Raw genomic sequence first — 16,003 nt, 5'->3', positions numbered from 1 at the left:
GTACGAGGGGCCACAGGTACGGGCTCGTTCGGCGGTGGCGAGTTCGACCTGCGAGAGGGTGCGCCAGCGCCGCCGGGGCTTGATCAGCTCGGTCTTGAGCAGCCCGATCGTAGATTCCATGAGGGCGTTGTCGTAGGGGTCCGGGGCGCGCTCGGCGGCCGGGTCGGCGATGGTGCTGATGACCTTCTTACCTCGCACGGCGCTGGTGATGCCGAGTTCGCGCATCAGTCGCTCGACGGTACATCGGGCCACCGCGTGGCCTTGCCGACCCAGCTCGCGCCAGATCTTCCGAGCCCCGTAGACACGGTAGTTGGCGTGGTAGACCTTCTGGATGAGCTCCTTGAGTTCCTCGTCGCCACAACTAGTACGGCCGGGCACGGGATGTGAGGCTGCTGTCGCAGAGCGGGCAGGTAAACGGATTTCTGATCCCCAGTCTCGATGGAGCGGGCCGCGACCCAGCAGGGGCCCTTCTAAGCACGTGGCCGCAGGTTCGAGTCCTGCCGAACGATCGAGCCTGCGGGACTAGACGGCTGTCAGCGGGATACGGACGCGGTTGGTGCGTCGTTCTCGGTGCCGGACAGTGCCGCGTCCACAGCGGCCGCGGCGTGGAGTCGTGCGGTGGGGAAGACCGGGACGGGACTGTCCTCGGAACCGATGAGAAGCTCGATTTCGGTGCAGCCCAAAATGATGCCTTCCGCACCGCCTGCGACCAGGTCCGTGATGACCTTCTGGTAAGCGGCGCGTGACTCGTCCCGCACGATGCCCAGGCAGAGTTCCTCGTAGATCACGTGGTGAACGGTCGTGCGCCCGTCAGCGTCCGGGATTCGCACATCGAGTCCGCCGGCTTCGAGACGGCCTCGGTAGAAATCCTGCTCCATGGTGAACGCGGTGCCCAGCAGGCCGACTCGGTGCAGGCCTGACGCCCGTACGGCCTCTGCGGTGGCGTCGGCCAGGTGCAGCAGGGGGATGGAGACCGCCGCCTCGACACGGTCGGCGACCTTGTGCATGGTGTTGGTGCAGATCAGCACCATGTCTGCGCCGGCTGCCTCGAGAGCCTGAGCAGCCGCAGCCAGGATCTCGCCGGCCTCCGTCCAGCGGCCCTGGACCTGCAACTGCTCGATCTCCGCGAAGTCCACCGAGTAGAGCACGCACCGCGCCGAGTGGAGTCCGCCGAGGCGGTCGCGCGTGAACTCGTTCAACAACCGGTAGTACTCCGCTGTCGACTCCCAGCTCATCCCACCGATCAGCCCGATCGTCTTCATCGCCACGCCCCTCACGTCGACTCCGAGCGGCATCGGGTTCGCCACCGGAGGCCTCCATATGAGGAATCAAGCATGGCAGACCCCGATATATAGCCTCGCTTGGAGTCAGTGAGCGCACTCGACCGGCTCGCACAGGTCACGGGCATCCGCTCAAGCGGCAGTGGGCCACTCGTCACTCTCGCTGACCATGACGGTCAGCACTGCGTGATCCGGCTGGATTCTCGCTCTTCTGGCGCATCCACCCCGTAGCCGCCCCAGGGGTGGGTGGCGGGGCGACCAGCACCGTCAGGGCGCTGGGTCTCCGTCAGAGTGTCAGGTCCATCATGCCTTGTCACAGGCTCCCGGGGTAGGACGGAGAGCACGCCCGGGTTCCCTTGCCCGCATGTGTCGTTCGCCCGCAGACTCGACGGCATCCACTCCCACGGCCGCGTGTCGGCGCCTGTCCCCAGGTGCCGGTGCGTACGTCGTGCTGCCCCGCCGTCGACGGTGGGCGGGAGTGCCGGGTTGAAGGGGGAACGCGATGGATCAGGATGCGGTACTGCGGGCGAGGGCGCTGCTGCTCAGCTCGAACCGGCGGGTATTGCGAGGGCCAGAGGCACTGTGGGTCTACCGGGTACTGACGCAGGTCGGGCCCGAGGTATACGGGTCGAAGCTCGCGTATGTGCTGGTCGAGGCCAGCCGGTCAGCCAGGGTGAGCGAGCTGCCGCAGGTCAGGCTGGCGCTGCTGGACGAGGCGGTCGAGGTCGCACAAGCGCTGGACGGAGCGAACCCGTTCCGCGCGAAAGTGCTGGCCAACGCAGTGGACGCCCGTCGGCAGGAGCTGACCGATTCCGTCGGCGGGGCCACTCCTCAGGCCAAGGAACCTCACGGCTGACCGGTGGTCCTGCACTGGTCGGTCCTGGCGATCACGTAGTGCGCTCGGGCTGAGTGGCAGGCCTGGCGGTGCGTAGCCCTGCGACCCGCCGGCCGCGAGACTCGGAGGTGGACGATGCCGGACCTACCGCCGCAGCACGACGGCCTGACGGACCACCAACTGCCCGCAACGACCAGCCATGTTCTGCGGCTCCTGCCGGGGGCACCGCCGCGCCCCGCCGATCCGGACCGGATCGGCGGGGCGTTTTCGCAGGTCAGAAGCCAGCCAGCGGGGCCGCTCACGCCCGGGTGCGGCGGCCGGGGCCTGGATACGACCTTGCGGGGGCGAGTCAGGACGGCTCAGGGCGGTGCCGCGGTGCCGTCAGTGGTCTCGCGAGCTGCGGTCGTCAGATCGACGTGTCGCCCTGGCCACGTTCCAGGCGCTGCTTCAGGGTCGCCAGGTTGGTCGGCATCTCCTTGCGGGCCTCACGGCGTACGACGAGCGGGACGAGGAGCTTGCCGATCCCGTGGCCTTCGAAGTCCACGGCGATGGTCAGGCGGGATCGGTCGGCGGTCAGGGGCTTGACGGTGACGTCGACGACGGCGCGGACGGGCCCGTCGATGCCCCGAACGCCCCATGTCTCGGGTGGGTTGACGTGGACGACTTCGGAGGTGCTCGGACGGTTGGCGCCGCCGATGCGCCGGGTGGTCCGGCACCGGGCCCCTACGGCGGGGGTACCCGGCTGGTCGATGTGGCCGTCGATGACGCCCGCCTGCCACTCGTGGAAGCGGGTCGGGTCGATGGCGTAGGCGAACACGTCTTCCGCCGGCCGGTCCACATCAGTGCTGACGGTGATCGGTGACATTCAGCTGCCCTCCGTGAACAGGGCCGCGTAGCGCGTCAGATACAGCGGCCATCCTGCGTCGTGGGCGACGCCGTCGCTGACGGCCTGCCAGCCGGGGCCGTGCCGGTCGATGTGGCGGTGCTCCAGCTCCACTCGGGTGCGGTGCGGGGTCTCGGCGACGAACGTGACCTCGACTTCGCTGGTGTTGTCCGGGTCGGTCTCGATCTGCCACTGCGGGCTGATGTCCCAACTGAACACGACCCGATCCGGCGGTTCGAAGGCCAGGACGCGAGCCCAGCGGCACTCGCTGCCGTCGACGCCCCGGTCGTAGATGTGGCCGCCGACCTTCGGTTCGAACACCGTCTCGGCGATCGCGACGCCGAGCAGGTTGTGCTCCGGCGGTTTGAAGTCGCCGAACCGCTCGGTGAACACGGAAAAGGCCCGCTCGATCGGCGCCTCTACGAGGATCTCCCTGCGAACCACGGCAGCCGCTGCCTGAGTCATGGCTTCTCCTCGGTCTGGTCCACGACGTCCTGATAGCCGTCCAACGCGCGGTTCCAGAACGTCTCGAGCTGATCACGCAGCGCGGCCACGCCCGCCGGATTCAGCCGATAGACCCGGCGGGTGCCGACCGCACGGTCGGTCACCAACCCTGCGTCCTTGAGCACCTTCAGGTGCTGGGATACCGCCGGCCGACTGATCGGCAACTGGTCGGCCAGCTCACCGACGGCGTGCGGTCGCTGCGCCAAACACTCGACTATGGAACGCCTGGTGGGATCCCCCAAGGCGTCAAAGCCATCGCCAGCTCGGTAAGTACCCACGAACAGTAAGCTACAACTTACGGATACTGAGGTCAAGGCCTGGCGCTGTGCGGGATGGCCGCTCCGGGGCGCCGGGGCTCTCCGGGAGCGGCAGTTCGGCCCAGATGGTCTTGCCGCGGGCGTGGTAGCGGGCGCCCCAGAGCTGGGTGAACTGGGCGATCATGTACAGCCCGCGCCCTCCCTCGTCGGTCTCCAGTGCGCGCCGGATGTGCGGGGAGGTACTGCTGCCGTCGGTGACCTCGCAGGCAAGGGTGCGGTCGCGGATCAGTGTCAGCCGGATCGGCGGCTTGCCGTAGCGGATGGCGTTGGTGACCAGTTCGCTGACCACCAGTTCCGTGGTGAACGCGAGGTCCGCCCGGTCCGCCAGGTCCCACTCGGCCAGCTGTCGAGCTGTCAGCGTACGTGCCTCACGCACGATCTCGGGCTCGGACGCCAGCTCCCAGGTGACGTGGTGGTCGGCGTCCAGTCCGTGGACCCGCGCCACGAGCAGCGCCACATCGTCCTGCGGGTGGATCGGCAGCATCTGGCGGATCACGGCCTCGCAGACGTCGTCGAGCGCAAGCCCGGAGACAGGCTGGCCGGAGAGGGGCTGGTCGGAGACAGGCTGGCCGGAGAGCGGCTGGTCGGAGAGGGGCTGGCCGGACAGCACCTCGCGGAGCCGTTCCGCCCTGCTGGCGGTGCCCTGCTCCGGCGACTTCAGCAGAGCACCGGTGTACAGCACGAGCAGGTCCCCGTCGGCCAGGGTCAGCTCACCGCTCTCGAACGGCGCTCCGCTGCCTCCGAGAGCAGGACCGCCCGGCAGCTCGAGGAACTCCACCCTCCCGTCCGCCGACACGCGCGCAGGCGACGGATGACCGGCCCGGGCCATGGTGCAACGCCGTGAGATGGGATCGAAGACCGCGTACAAGCAGGTCGTTCCGGCCGCCCCGCCGGTGAGCCCTTCGCCGCTCTCGTCGACATCGTCGCTCTCGTCGCTCTCGTCCTGGAACCGGTTGACCTGGTCGTCCAGGTGGGTGAGCACCTCCTCGGGCGGCAGGTCGAGGTCCGCGAGCGTGCGCATCGCGGTGCGCAGCCGGCCCATGGTCACTGCCGAGTGCAGGCCGTGCCCGCCGACGTCTCCCACCGCCAGCGCCACCCGCGCGCCCGACAGCGGGATCACGTCGAACCAGGCGCCTCCCAGCTCCAGGTGGCCGCCGGCCGGCAGGTAGCGCGACGCCGCCTCCACGGCACCGAGGGTGGGCAGTCGCCGTGGCAGCAGGCTGCGTTGCAGTGCCAGCGCGGTCGTTCGCTCCCGGGTGTACCGGCGCGCGTTGTCGATGCACACGGCGGCACGTGCGACGAACTCCTGGGCCAGCAGCACGTCGTCCGCCTCGAACTGGTGCGCACGCTGGAAGCGTACGAAGACCACCGTGCCAAGTGCCGCGCCCCGTGCGGCCATCGGCACCAGCAGCCAGGAGTGGACTCCGAGTTCACCGACCAGCGCGGCCCGACGGGGATCGAACGCGGTGAGCTCGGCGAGCACCTCCGCTCCCGTCAGAAGCACGGGTTCACCGCTCGCCATGGCCCGGGTGAACAGGGAGCTCGGCCCGGAGGTGAAAGGGTCGACATCTCCGGTCGCGACCACCGCCTGCCCCGGCCCCCCGGGGACGGACGAACTCGCCGCACGGCGCAGCGGCACGGCGTCCGCGATCGGACCGGCCGTCGGCTCCTCGCCGCCGAACACCGGGTCCAGCAGGTTGACATAGGCGTGGTCGGCGAACGCCGGGACGGCCAGATCGGTCAACTCCTGTGCGGTGTCCAGGACATCGAGGCTGCCGCCGATCTTCGAACTCGCGTCGTTGACCAAGGCCAACCGCTCCTGGGCCCGCACTCGCTCGGTCACGTCGAACACCGCGTGGACGATTCCGATCACCTCCCCCGAGCGGTTTCGCAGCGGCAGGATGGTCTCCGACCAGGTACGGTCCCGGTCGGGGTCGGCGGGAACGCGGCCACGCACCTCGGTGGCGACCATGGCCACACCGGTGGCCAGCACTTGCCGCTGCCGGGCCTCGAAAGCCGTCAGGTCCAACAACCCGGCGGGGGCGATCTCCCGCATGGTGCGCCCGAAGGAGTCCTGATCCGGAAAGCCCGCCCCCTGACGGGCTCTGCGGTTCTGCGCGACGAAGCGCAGCCGGGTGTCGAAGACGTCGACGATGAACGGGGACTCGTTGAAGAGGCTCCCCAGGATCGCGCGGCCGAGGTTACGCCGGCGAAAGTCATCGGTGCTCTCGGCGTGGACCAGCCAACACGGCTGACCGGAAGCACCGGTCAGGGGATGGGCCCAGATGGCCACCCGCAGCCGGCCACCGTGCCGGTGCCGCAGGACCACCTGTCCGAGGAAGGCCGTGTCCTGCGCCCGGAAGCGCCCTACGAGGCTGGCCACCTCGGCGTGGCTGTCCAGCAGTTCGGTGGCGGACCGTCCCTGGACCTCGTCCACGGTGTATCCGAGCAGGCGCTCGGCGCCCGGGCTCCAGCTCATCAGCACGCCGCGCGCGTCCACCACCGCGTATGACTCGTCCCCCGGCTCGGGGAGCTCACCGAAGGTGTCGTGGAACACCGCCTCGCGCATGTGTCACACCCACCTCGCGACTCGCGGGCACTCGACCGCGCCACCCGCAATCGACGCCTGCGGCGGCCTGGGGGTCCTCTCCTTGGCTGATCCACCAACCCAGGAAAGCCTATCGCCGGCTCGCACCGCCCGCCGGTCAGCGCACGGCGGACGGCGGTCAGCGCACGGCGGGCAGCGGAGAGCGGTCAGCGCACGGCGGTGACCGGCATGGCGAGGGGCCATGGCGTTTCGTCGCGCCGGGCGGGGCCTGACCTTCCCACGGATCGTCCCGGGTCATCGATAAGCGTACTTTTGCAAGGGTCAAAATTTTACTTTTCAACCTTCCTTTTGATGCCAAATCGCCGGTTTGATCTACGAATCACAGGTGTGCGAGGCTGTGTCCTGGCAGGCAGTTACCGCTGAGTAGCTCGCCGTGCCCATCGCGTGCTGACGTCCCGGGGAGAGTGGCGGACGTCGCACATCGCAGCCGGGGTGGCATGGGGCGCAACCCACGTGAGCCGCCCGGTGCGAGGTCCCGGTGGTCACCGGGACGACCTTCCATCCAACCTGGGGAGCGTGTGGACCGATGCTGAACCGCGGTGTCGATACAGCGATATTGCAGAGTGAGATCGAGGAGCTCTGGGAGCTGCGGGACCAGGTCTCGCTCCAGTCGGCCGAGGCCGTGGCCGCTGTCGACGCGGCGATCGAGCTGCTGGACACCGGCCGCGCCCGGGTGGCCGAACTCGTCGCCGGGGAGGTCGTGGTCCACGAGTGGCTGAAGAACGCGATCCTCCTGCTGTACAAGCAGGCCCAGCCGGAGAACTCGCGGTTCGGCCCGTTCGAGTGTGCTGACAAGATTCCGCTGAAGTCCGGGATCAGTGCGTCCGGTGTGCAGGTGTCACCGGGCGCCGTGATCCGCCGGGGCAGCTACCAGGAGCCGGGCGCTGTGGTGATGCCGAGTCACATCGGCATCGGCTCGTACGTCGGCGAGGGCACCCTGGTCGATTCGTGGGTCGGGATCGGGTCGTGCGCCCAGATCGGCCGCAACGTCCACCTTTCCGGCGGGGTCGGCCTGGGCGGCATGATCGAGCCGCCGATGGCCAGGCCGGTGGTGATCGAGGACGATGCCTTCATCGGCGCCCGGGCGATGATCTACAGCGGTGCCCGGGTCGGTGAAGGTGCGCTGCTGGGGGCCGGGGCCCTGCTGACCGACACCATTCCGGTGATCGACGCCGCCACCGGTGAGGAACTGAGCCGGGGCGAGGTCCCGCCGTGGACGGTCGCCGTTCCCGCCAGCCGTCCGCGCGAATTCACCGGCGGCACCTTCGGCCTGCCCTGCCTTCTGGTGATCAAGCACTTGAAGAAGGGCGAGCGTCACGACAAGGCCAGGCTCAACGATGCGGTGCGTACACCGCCCGTCGTCCTCTGACGCCCGCCGCCTTCGGTCACTCCGCCTCCAGTCGACAAGTCGAGGAATCTGCCCCCATGTCTGCCACCGGAATCACCCCGGTTCTGAACCGCCACCCCGAGCTCAGGGATCTCCAGTCCCGGCTCCTGGCCTTCCTGGACGCCCACCTGCCCGTACCGGTCTGCGAGGACGACAGCCGGCCCGACTGGCTCGAGCTGCGTGAAGCGGCCGCGGCCGCAGGGCTCACCGGCATCGACGTCGCTCCGCCGGACGGGACAGACGGGCCGAACGCGGCAGACGGGCCGGACAGGCGGGACGAGCCGAACGGGTCTCGGCTGGTCGCCCAGGGCCTTGCCATGTTCCTTGCGGGGCAGCGGGATTGCGACGCGCGCGAGGTCTTCAGTACCGGGCACGGCGCGATGCCGCTGCGCTACGGGTCACCGGCCGTCGCCCGGCGGATACGTGAACAGGTCGTCTCGGGCGGGAAGTTGGCAGGGGTCGCGTCCAGCGAGCCGCACTCGGGATCGGACCTTCGGGGCTTTCGCACCGTCCTGGTCGACCACGGTGACCACTTCCTGCTGTCGGGCTCGAAGGGGCTGATCAGCAGGGTCGAGGAGGCCTGCGGCTTCGTCGTGTTCTGCAAGCTCATCGACCGGCGGGACGTCGGCGTGGTCGACCTGCGCAGCGTGCCGCTGTCCGCGGTGTGGGTACCGATGGACGCCACGGGCGTGCTGACCGAGACCACCGACCCGCTGGGGATGCGGGGGTGGAGCTTCGGGCACCTGCACTTCGTCAACACCCGGCTGGACAAGGACCTCCTGCTCGGCGAACCCGGCGACGGCCGCCGGATCTTCGACACGCACTTCTCCGCCTGGCGGTTGATGATGTCGCTGCTCTGCCTCGGTGCCGCTGCCGCCGCGATCCAGGAGTCCGTGGCCCGCACCCGGCGCCGCCGCGTGGGCCGGGTGCCGCTGTCCGCCATCCCCTCCGTCGCCGCCCGCCTGGGCACCTGCGCGGCCGAGGTCGAAGCCGCCACCGCCTGGTGCTTCTCGCTCCTGGAGCGCATCGACCAGGGCACTGTCGACGTCGCCGCCTGCTCGGCCGCCAAGGCCCTGGCCACCGACACCGCCTACCGGGCCGTGGACCTCGCCCTCCAACTGCACGGCAGTGAGGGATACACCCGGCACACCCCGATGGAGAAGCGACTGCGCGACATCCGCGGGCTGCGCATCGCCGACGGTCCCAACGACACGCTCTACAGCGTGCTGGCCCACTCCATGCTGACGGAGGACCAGTTGACGGAGCCTCACTCGACGGAGGAACAGCGGGCCGCAGCTCAGCAGGCCGAAGCCGCCCGTCTCCTCGCCCACCACTGACACCGACGCAACGAGCCGCAGATGCCGATCACCACGAGCACACAGCACTTCCGGACCGAGACAGCGGAAATCCTCGACACGTTGGAGGCCCACCCCGAGCGCACGGCCCTGGTCCACCAAGGACGTCGCATCACCTCCGGTGAACTGCGCGACCTCACCCACCGCCTGGCCCGGGCCATGCGGGCGCAGGGCATCGACCGCGGGCAGACCGTGACCCTGCTGAGCGGCAACCTGCCGGAGGCCGTCGCCGCGCGCTACGCCGCCAACCTGATCGGCTGCCGCGTCAACCAGCTCTACAACAAGCTGCCGGTCGACACCCAGGCCACCATGGTCCGGGACGTCGAGACCCGCGCGCTGATCGTCGATCCCCGCCACGCGGACCGGGCCGCCGGGATCACCGGCCGCACCCCGGTCGCGACCGTCCTGGTCCTCGGTCCCGCCGAGGTGGGCACAGATCCGGTGGGCACGGATCCGGTGGGCACGGATCCGGTGGGCACGGATCCGGTGGGCACGGATCCGGTGGGCACGGATCTGCTGGCGCTGGCCGCCGACCAGTCGGCCGACCCGTTCCCCTGCCAGGCCCGGCCGCAGGACGTGCGCACCATCCGGCACTCCGGCGGTACCACCGGCCACTCCAAGGGGATCTGCGTCGGCTACGGGCAGGTCCGCCGTTTCGGCCCCGACCTGCCCGACGACCCGACAGAGCCGCTGCGGCTGCTGGTGTGCACCACCATCGCCCATGCCGCAGGTCAGATGACGGACAAGGTGCTGCGGGCCGGCGGCAGCGCGCTGCTGCTGGACGACTTCGACCCGGCCACCGTGCTCAGCACGATCGAGCAGGAACGCATCACCGACGTGTTCCTGATGCCACCGCTGCTGTACCAGCTGATGGACCACCCGCAGGCGGACCGCGCCGACACCACCAGCCTGCGCCGCCTCACCTACGGCGGCTGCCAGGCCTCACCGGCGCGGCTCGCCGACGCGATCCGACGCTTCGGTCCGGTGCTGGTCCAGCTCTACGGGCAGCACGAGGCCGGCATCGTCAGCGTCCTCGACACCGCGGACCACGATCCGCGCCGCCCGGAGCGGCTGCGGTCCGTGGGCCGGATCGCGCCCGGGTACCAGGTGGCGATCCGCGACGAGGCGGGCCGCGAGCTGGCCACCGGTGAGCGCGGCGAAGTCTGCGTGCGTTCGGACAGCCTCATGCAGGGCTACTGGAAGCAGCCCGAGCTGACCGCCGAGGTCCTCAAGGACGGCTGGCTGCACACCGGGGACATCGGGTACCTGGACGCCGACGGCTATCTGACCATCGTCGACCGGCTGAAGGACCTGATCAACACCGGCGGCGGCCACGTGTACACCTCCGAACTGGAGGACCTGCTCAACTCCCATCCCCAGGTGCGGCAGAGCGCGGTCTTCGGCGTCCCGGACGCCGACCGGGTGGAGCGCGTGCACGCCGTGGTCGTACCGGTGCCGGGCAGCCGGGTCGACGCCGGCGAACTGTGCGCCATGGTGCGCGAGGGGCGCGGCACGATGTACGAGCCGTACCGCGTCACGTTCCGCGACGCGTTGCCGCTGACCGACGCCGGCAAGCCGGACAAGAAGGTGCTGCGGTGGCAGGCTGAGGGACTTCGGGAATCCACCGGGTCGTAGGCCGCGCTGACACACGGACACGCGGACGCACGGGCGTGCGGGCGTGCCGGCGTGCGGACGTGCCGGCGGCGCCAGGCCCGTACGGGTGGACTCGCCGAGCGGCGTCCGGGAGTGCGGGGTCCGGCGCCGCAGCGGGTGGTGACGTTGCCTGGCAAGGTCCCCTCACCCCACCGGAAGAGACGCCCCGTCATGCGCCGTGCCCCCGCCCGCCGACTCGCCACCGCCCTGCTCGCCCTCTCCACGCTGGCCCCGCTCGCGCTGGCCGCGCCCCAGGCCCAGGCCGCCCCGCCGACGGCCGTCGTCTCCGCCACCGACCCGTCCGCGGACGACTGCCCGCCCCACGGCCTGGATCCCGCGATCGTGGCCCGCCTCGACCAGGCGATCGAGCAGACCCGCCAGGAGGCCGGCGTCCCCGGCGTGACCGTCGGACTCTGGTTCCCCGGCCAGGGCAGCTACATCCGGTCGACCGGCACGGCCGACACCGCGACCGGTGCGCCGATGAAGCCGTACCTCAACATGCGGCTCGGCAGCGTGACCAAGACCTTCACCGCCACCGCCGTCCTGGAACTGGTCGACGACGGGCTGGTCGGCCTGGACGACCCGATCTCCGCCTACCTGGACGGCGTCCCCGACGGCGAGCACATCACCATCCGGCAGCTGGCCGAGATGCGCAGCGGCCTGTTCACCTACAGCGCCGACCCGGACTTCCAACACGCCCTGTTCAGCGACCCGACCCGCCCGTTCACCCCGCAGGAGCTGCTGGCGTACGCCTTCCGCCACGACAACGTCTTCCCCCCGGGTACGCAGTTCCAGTACTCCAACACCAACTACATCCTGCTCGGCCTGCTGGTGGAGAAGCTCGCCAAGATGCCGCTCGCCGACTTCATCCACCAGCGTGTCCTCGAGCCCTCCCGCCTGCACCACACGCTCTTCCCGCAGGGCGCCGAGTTCCCGAAGCCGCACGCGCACGGCTACACCAACCAGACGCTGACCGGCGCGATCGCCGACACGACCCACTGGAACCCGAGCTGGGGCTGGGCGGCCGGCGCGATGATCTCCGACCTGCACGACATGCACCACTGGGCCAAGGACCTCGCCACCGGCACCCTGCTCTCCCCGGCCACCCAGGCGCAGCGGGAGAAGTTCATCCCGGTCCCCGGATTCGACGGCGCGGGTTACGGGCTGGGCCTCTTCAACACCCACGGCTGGATCGGGCACAACGGGTCGCTGCCCGGCTACGAGAGCGTGGTGATGTACCTGCCGGAGCAGGACGCCACGATGGTGATCCTGCTCAACACCGACATCCTGCACAACGGCTTCGAACCGAGCACCCTCATCGCCAAGGCGGTCACCTCCATCGTCACCCCGGACCACGTCTACGAGCTCCCGGCCGAGGGCTGACCACGGCGGACGCCCCGCCCGGGGTGCACCACCAACCGCCCCGTCACTCGGCCAGCCCGAGTGACGGGGCGGACCGGATGCCGAACTCCCGCCGCAGCGCGGAACGCGCGGCCAGGTAGCCGGACATGCCATGCACCCCCGGCCCCGGCGCGGCGGCCGCGGAGCACAGGTACACCCCGCGCATCGGCGTGCGGTAGGGGTCCCAGCGCGGCCCGGGGCGCAACAGCGACTGCTTGACGGTCACCGCACCCGAGGCGATGTCACCGCCGACGTAGTTCGGGTTGTAACTCTCCAGCGCTGCGGCACTCACCCCACGGCGGGCCACCACGGTGTCCCGGAAGCCCGGTGCGTAGTGCTCGATCCGCGCGGTCACCAGCTCGACGGGGTCCGTGGGGTCCCCGTTGGGCACGTGCGCGTAGGCCCAGACCGGTCGTTGCCCGTCCGGCGCCGCCCGGCCGGGGTCGACCGCGCAGGGCTCGACCACCAGGACGAACGGTGTGTCACCGCGCCGTCCCCGGGCCACCGCCGTCTCCTGACGGAAGACCTCCCGCTGGATGCCGCCGAGATGGACGGTTCCGGCCCGGCCGACCAGCGGTTCGGCCCACGGGATCGGTCCGCTGACCAGATAGTCGACCTTGGCCGCACCCGGACCGTTGCGCAGCGCGCGCAGCATCCTCCGATAGCCGGCCGGCACCAGTTCCTGACCGATCGCCAGGAACTCTCTGGCCCCCACGTCGAGCAGCACCGCCCGGACACCGGCGAACCGCCGCAGGTCCGTGACGCGCTGTCCCGGGTGGATCCGGCCGCCGTGCGCCGCCAGGTCGGCGGCCAGCACCTCGGCGATCCGCCCGCTGCCGCCCCGGGGCAACGGCCAGCCGCTGCCGTGGGCGAGATGCCCCAGCAGCAGCGCGACGGCCGCCGAGGCCGGGGTCGGCATCGCCCCCACCACATGCGCCGCCACCCCCGACAGCAAGGCCGCCGCCTCCTCACCGGCGAACTGCCGGGTGGCCATCGGGCTGCCATGGCGCAGGATCCGGCCGGCCAACAGGAGGGCGACGAGCGGATCGGCCGCCGGGTTCGGCCGGGCGGACAGCATCAGGTCCACCACACCGCGGCTGCGGTCGAGCAGCGGACGCATCAGGGCCTCCCAGCGGCGCCCGTCCGGGCCGAGCCGCTCACAGGTCCTCGCCAGGCTGTGGAAGGCGAGCGCGGCCCGGCCGCCCTCCAGTGGATGGGCGTAGCTGATCTCCGGCCGCAGGAGTTCGACCCCGCGCGCGACGAGGTCGAACTCCCGGAAGAAAGGGGAGGCGGCGGCCATCGGGTGCACGGCCGAACAGACGTCGTGGACCACGTCCGCCCGAAACAGCGCCTTCGAGCGCAGGCCGCCGCCGATCTCCTCCGCCGCCTCGAACACCTCGACGGCGAGTCCGGCCCTGGCCATGGTCACCGCAGCGGCCAGACCGTTCGGCCCGCTGCCCACCACGACGACGTCCGCGGTCATCGGGCGATCGGCCCCAGCGGACCGAGCAGACCGGGGCAACGCCCGGCGGGCGCCCTCACCGCGTGCTCCACTGCTTGAGCGCCGCACGCAGCACCGGCCCGAGCTGTGCCACCGCCGCCGCGTCGAGCATCCGCAGCTGCGGCTGGTCGACCTGATGCGCCCGTACGGTGCCCTCCACGTGCGGGGACCAGCTGCCCACGGGGTCGGCGAGGGCACGCCCGCCGGGGGTCGGGACGGCGGCGAAGAGCAGCAGGTCGCCACGGAAGACGCCGGGACGCAGCAGCGGGATGAGCCGGAGGTGGTTGGCGCAGACCGCCAGCACGGCGTCGATGGTGGCCTCGTCGAAGGCCGTCGGCGCGCTGGTCAGTTTCTCCAACTCGTGCAACAGGGCGCGTCGGTCGAACTCGGCCGTGCTCGCGGGGGTGGCAGGTCGCAGGTAGCCGTCCAGGCTGGCCAGCAGGCCGACCTCGCAGCCGGACTGCTGGAGCCGGGTGGCGGTCAGGTGGGCCAGGACGCCGCCGAAGGAGGTGCCGAGCAGGTGGTAGGGCCCGGCCGGCTGGGCGGCGCGGATCTGGGCGACCAGGTCGGTGATCAGCTCGTCGGGGTCGGTCAGCGGGTGCCGGCCGGGGATCAGGCCGCGCGCCTGGAGGCCGATCAGCGGTCGCCCGGGCTCCAGTTGGGCGGCCAGCGCGCGGTACGGCCAGGCGATGCCGCTCAGCGGTGGCAGGCAGAAGAGCGCGGGGCGCCCGGGCTCCCCGGCACGCAGCAGCACCGGGGTGTCCAGCGGATGGGTGGCCGGTGCCTGGTCGCCGTCGGTCTTCGGCTGCTGAGTCTGCTGGGCCTGTTGGGCCTGTTGGGGCTGCCAGGCCTGCTGGGCCTGCTGAGTCCGGCCAGGTCGCTGAAGCCGCTGATCGGCGGGGCCGACGAAGTCCAGCCGCCCGTCCGGCAGTCGGCGGGCCAGGTCGCCGGTGCGGTACATCCGGCTGCCGGGCGGCCCGTACGGGTCGGCGACGAACCGGGCGGCCGTCAGGGCCGGTTGCCCGTGGTACCCCTCGGCCACTCCCAGCCCCGCGACGTACAGCTCGCCGACGGCCGGCGCCGCGACCGGGCGCAGCCCGGGATCCAGCAGGTGCACTCGGGTCCCCGGCAACGGCCGCCCGATACCGGGGAGTTCACCCGGCACCAGCACCTCGCTCAGGGTGGCCGCGACCGTGGTCTCGGCCGAGCCGTAGCCGGTGAAGAGCGTGTACCGCCCCGCGTACCGCTCGACCAGCTCAGCGGGGCAGGCCTCGCCGACCGTGACCACCACCGTGCCGGGCGCCAGCGCGCCCTCGGGCAGTGCGGCCAGCGTGGCGACCGGCATGATCACGTGGGTGGGGGTGTGCGCGACAGCGGTGCCGGGGATCGGCTCCCGGCGCGTGGTGGGGCCGTCGGGGGTGAGCACCAGCGCACCGCCGCTGAGCAGCGTCATGCTGAACTCGCGGACGGCCGCGTCGAAACTGGTGGAGGCGTGCTGCAGCACCCGGCTGCGCTCGCTCAGACCCAGCCGCTCGATGTGGGCGGCGGCCAGCACGAGCAGGCCCCGGTGCGGGACGGCGACGGCCTCGGGGGCGCCGACCCCGTGGGCGCCGGCGGGCTGGATCAGGTAGGCGATGTCCTGCGCGGTCAGCGGGCGGGTCCGTTCGGCGTCGGTCACCGGGTCGGCGTCGAGACCGAACAACTCGGCCACGGTCAGCGGGTCGTCCAGCTCCACGGCGCTCGGCGTGCCCGGCAGCCGGGGCACCGTGCTGCGGGTCACCAGCAGCACCGGCCGTGCGACGGCCAGCAGTCGGCCGGTCCACTGGCCTTGCGCGACCGGGTCCAGCGGGACGTAGCCGGCGCCGGACTTGAGCACCGCCAGGATGGCGATCAGCTGGTCGGCCGAGCGCGGCAGCGCGAGTGCGACCAGCTCACCGGGGCCCGCGCCGCGCGAGATCAGCAGCCGGGCCAGCCGGTTGGAGTAGTCCTCGAGGTCGGCATAGCTGACGGTCCGTGAGCCGTGCACCAGCGCGACGTGGTCCGGGGTCGTGGCCGCCTGGGCGCTGAACGCGTCCGGGAAGAGCCGGCCCACCGACGGTTCCCCGACCAGCGTCTCCTCGACCAGCCCCTGCTCGATCAGCGACTGCTCGCCCGGCGGCAGGTCGCACGCCGAGGCCCGGCTCACCGGTACGCCGCGGCGGGCCGGACCCGCCAGGAACTCCTTGCCGCTGCGCCCTGCCATCGTGCTTCCCGTCGTCGTCGCGTCATCAGCTCCGAGG

Annotated in this window: 12 protein-coding genes; 5 read left to right on the top strand and 7 right to left on the bottom strand. The window is 71.1% G+C overall.

All coding sequences use genetic code 11. From position 1 onward, the window contains the following. Positions 1-533: 533 nt before the first annotated feature. Entirely contained in the window at positions 534-1,262 is a 729-nt protein-coding gene (locus P3T41_RS07125) for an aspartate/glutamate racemase family protein (RefSeq protein ID WP_280689035.1), read from the bottom strand. Between the two features lie 520 nt (positions 1,263-1,782). On the opposite strand from P3T41_RS07125, the gene P3T41_RS07120 reads away from it, so the two are divergent. Continuing rightward, positions 1,783-2,136: a hypothetical protein gene (locus tag P3T41_RS07120; protein ID WP_280688734.1), complete on the top strand. Its 354-nt coding sequence runs from the start codon at positions 1,783-1,785 to the stop codon at positions 2,134-2,136. A gap of 385 nt (positions 2,137-2,521) precedes the next feature. On the opposite strand, the gene P3T41_RS07115 is transcribed toward P3T41_RS07120, so the two are convergent. From P3T41_RS07115 to P3T41_RS07100, 4 genes are read right to left on the bottom strand one after another with little or no spacing between them, the layout of a single operon-like run. Then, the gene (locus P3T41_RS07115; protein WP_280688733.1) at positions 2,522-2,980 is read right to left on the bottom strand and encodes an SRPBCC family protein; all 459 of its coding nucleotides are present in this window, start codon (positions 2,978-2,980) and stop codon (positions 2,522-2,524) included. Next, complete coding sequence (locus tag P3T41_RS07110) at positions 2,981-3,463, bottom strand: SRPBCC family protein (protein ID WP_280688732.1); 483 nt, start codon at positions 3,461-3,463, stop codon at positions 2,981-2,983. Continuing rightward, entirely contained in the window at positions 3,460-3,780 is a 321-nt protein-coding gene (locus tag P3T41_RS07105; protein ID WP_280688731.1) for a metalloregulator ArsR/SmtB family transcription factor, read from the bottom strand. The genes P3T41_RS07110 and P3T41_RS07105 overlap by 4 nt, the downstream gene beginning before the upstream one ends. Positions 3,781-3,790: 10 nt before the next feature. Beyond that, the gene (locus P3T41_RS07100; RefSeq protein WP_280688730.1) at positions 3,791-6,388 is read right to left on the bottom strand and encodes a SpoIIE family protein phosphatase; all 2,598 of its coding nucleotides are present in this window, start codon (positions 6,386-6,388) and stop codon (positions 3,791-3,793) included. A 595-nt stretch (positions 6,389-6,983) separates the two neighbouring features. Between P3T41_RS07100 and P3T41_RS07095 the strand changes: the two genes are divergently transcribed. The 4 genes from P3T41_RS07095 (at position 6,984) to P3T41_RS07080 (ending at position 12,205) form a co-directional block, all read left to right on the top strand. Continuing rightward, positions 6,984-7,796 carry a 2,3,4,5-tetrahydropyridine-2,6-dicarboxylate N-succinyltransferase gene (locus P3T41_RS07095; RefSeq protein WP_280688729.1) on the top strand — a complete coding sequence of 271 codons (813 nt, stop codon included), beginning with the start codon at positions 6,984-6,986 and terminating at the stop codon, positions 7,794-7,796. A gap of 56 nt (positions 7,797-7,852) precedes the next feature. Next, positions 7,853-9,151, top strand: a complete 1,299-nt coding sequence (locus P3T41_RS07090) for an acyl-CoA dehydrogenase (RefSeq protein ID WP_280688728.1) — start codon at positions 7,853-7,855, stop codon at positions 9,149-9,151. Positions 9,152-9,172: 21 nt separating this feature from the next. After that, the gene (locus tag P3T41_RS07085) at positions 9,173-10,804 is read left to right on the top strand and encodes an AMP-binding protein (protein WP_280688727.1); all 1,632 of its coding nucleotides are present in this window, start codon (positions 9,173-9,175) and stop codon (positions 10,802-10,804) included. Positions 10,805-10,993: 189 nt separating this feature from the next. Next, positions 10,994-12,205, top strand: coding sequence for a serine hydrolase domain-containing protein (locus P3T41_RS07080; protein ID WP_280688726.1), 1,212 nt, complete (start codon positions 10,994-10,996; stop codon positions 12,203-12,205). 43 nt (positions 12,206-12,248) lie between these two features. On the opposite strand, the gene P3T41_RS07075 is transcribed toward P3T41_RS07080, so the two are convergent. Together P3T41_RS07075 and P3T41_RS07070 are read right to left on the bottom strand one after the other, a co-directional pair. After that, positions 12,249-13,706, bottom strand: coding sequence for an NAD(P)/FAD-dependent oxidoreductase (locus P3T41_RS07075; protein WP_280688725.1), 1,458 nt, complete (start codon positions 13,704-13,706; stop codon positions 12,249-12,251). Between the two features lie 55 nt (positions 13,707-13,761). Next, positions 13,762-15,966, bottom strand: a complete 2,205-nt coding sequence (locus tag P3T41_RS07070) for an AMP-binding protein (RefSeq protein ID WP_280688724.1) — start codon at positions 15,964-15,966, stop codon at positions 13,762-13,764. Positions 15,967-16,003: the final 37 nt, after the last annotated feature.

This window comes from Kitasatospora sp. GAS204B, assembly GCF_029892155.1.
Taxonomy (GTDB): Bacteria; Actinomycetota; Actinomycetes; order Streptomycetales; family Streptomycetaceae; genus Kitasatospora.
Note: the sequence above shows the minus strand (reverse complement) of the source record. Positions and strands in the feature narration are given on the sequence as shown.

Coding starts and splice junctions, on each gene's coding strand:
- P3T41_RS07125 (WP_280689035.1), bottom strand. CDS start 1,262: ATGAAGACGATCGGGCTGATCGGTGGGATGAGCTGGGAGTCGACAGCG.
- P3T41_RS07120 (WP_280688734.1), top strand. CDS start 1,783: ATGGATCAGGATGCGGTACTGCGGGCGAGGGCGCTGCTGCTCAGCTCG.
- P3T41_RS07115 (WP_280688733.1), bottom strand. CDS start 2,980: ATGTCACCGATCACCGTCAGCACTGATGTGGACCGGCCGGCGGAAGAC.
- P3T41_RS07110 (WP_280688732.1), bottom strand. CDS start 3,463: ATGACTCAGGCAGCGGCTGCCGTGGTTCGCAGGGAGATCCTCGTAGAG.
- P3T41_RS07100 (WP_280688730.1), bottom strand. CDS start 6,388: ATGCGCGAGGCGGTGTTCCACGACACCTTCGGTGAGCTCCCCGAGCCG.
- P3T41_RS07090 (WP_280688728.1), top strand. CDS start 7,853: ATGTCTGCCACCGGAATCACCCCGGTTCTGAACCGCCACCCCGAGCTC.
- P3T41_RS07085 (WP_280688727.1), top strand. CDS start 9,173: ATGCCGATCACCACGAGCACACAGCACTTCCGGACCGAGACAGCGGAA.
- P3T41_RS07080 (WP_280688726.1), top strand. CDS start 10,994: ATGCGCCGTGCCCCCGCCCGCCGACTCGCCACCGCCCTGCTCGCCCTC.
- P3T41_RS07075 (WP_280688725.1), bottom strand. CDS start 13,706: ATGACCGCGGACGTCGTCGTGGTGGGCAGCGGGCCGAACGGTCTGGCC.
- P3T41_RS07070 (WP_280688724.1), bottom strand. CDS start 15,966: ATGGCAGGGCGCAGCGGCAAGGAGTTCCTGGCGGGTCCGGCCCGCCGC.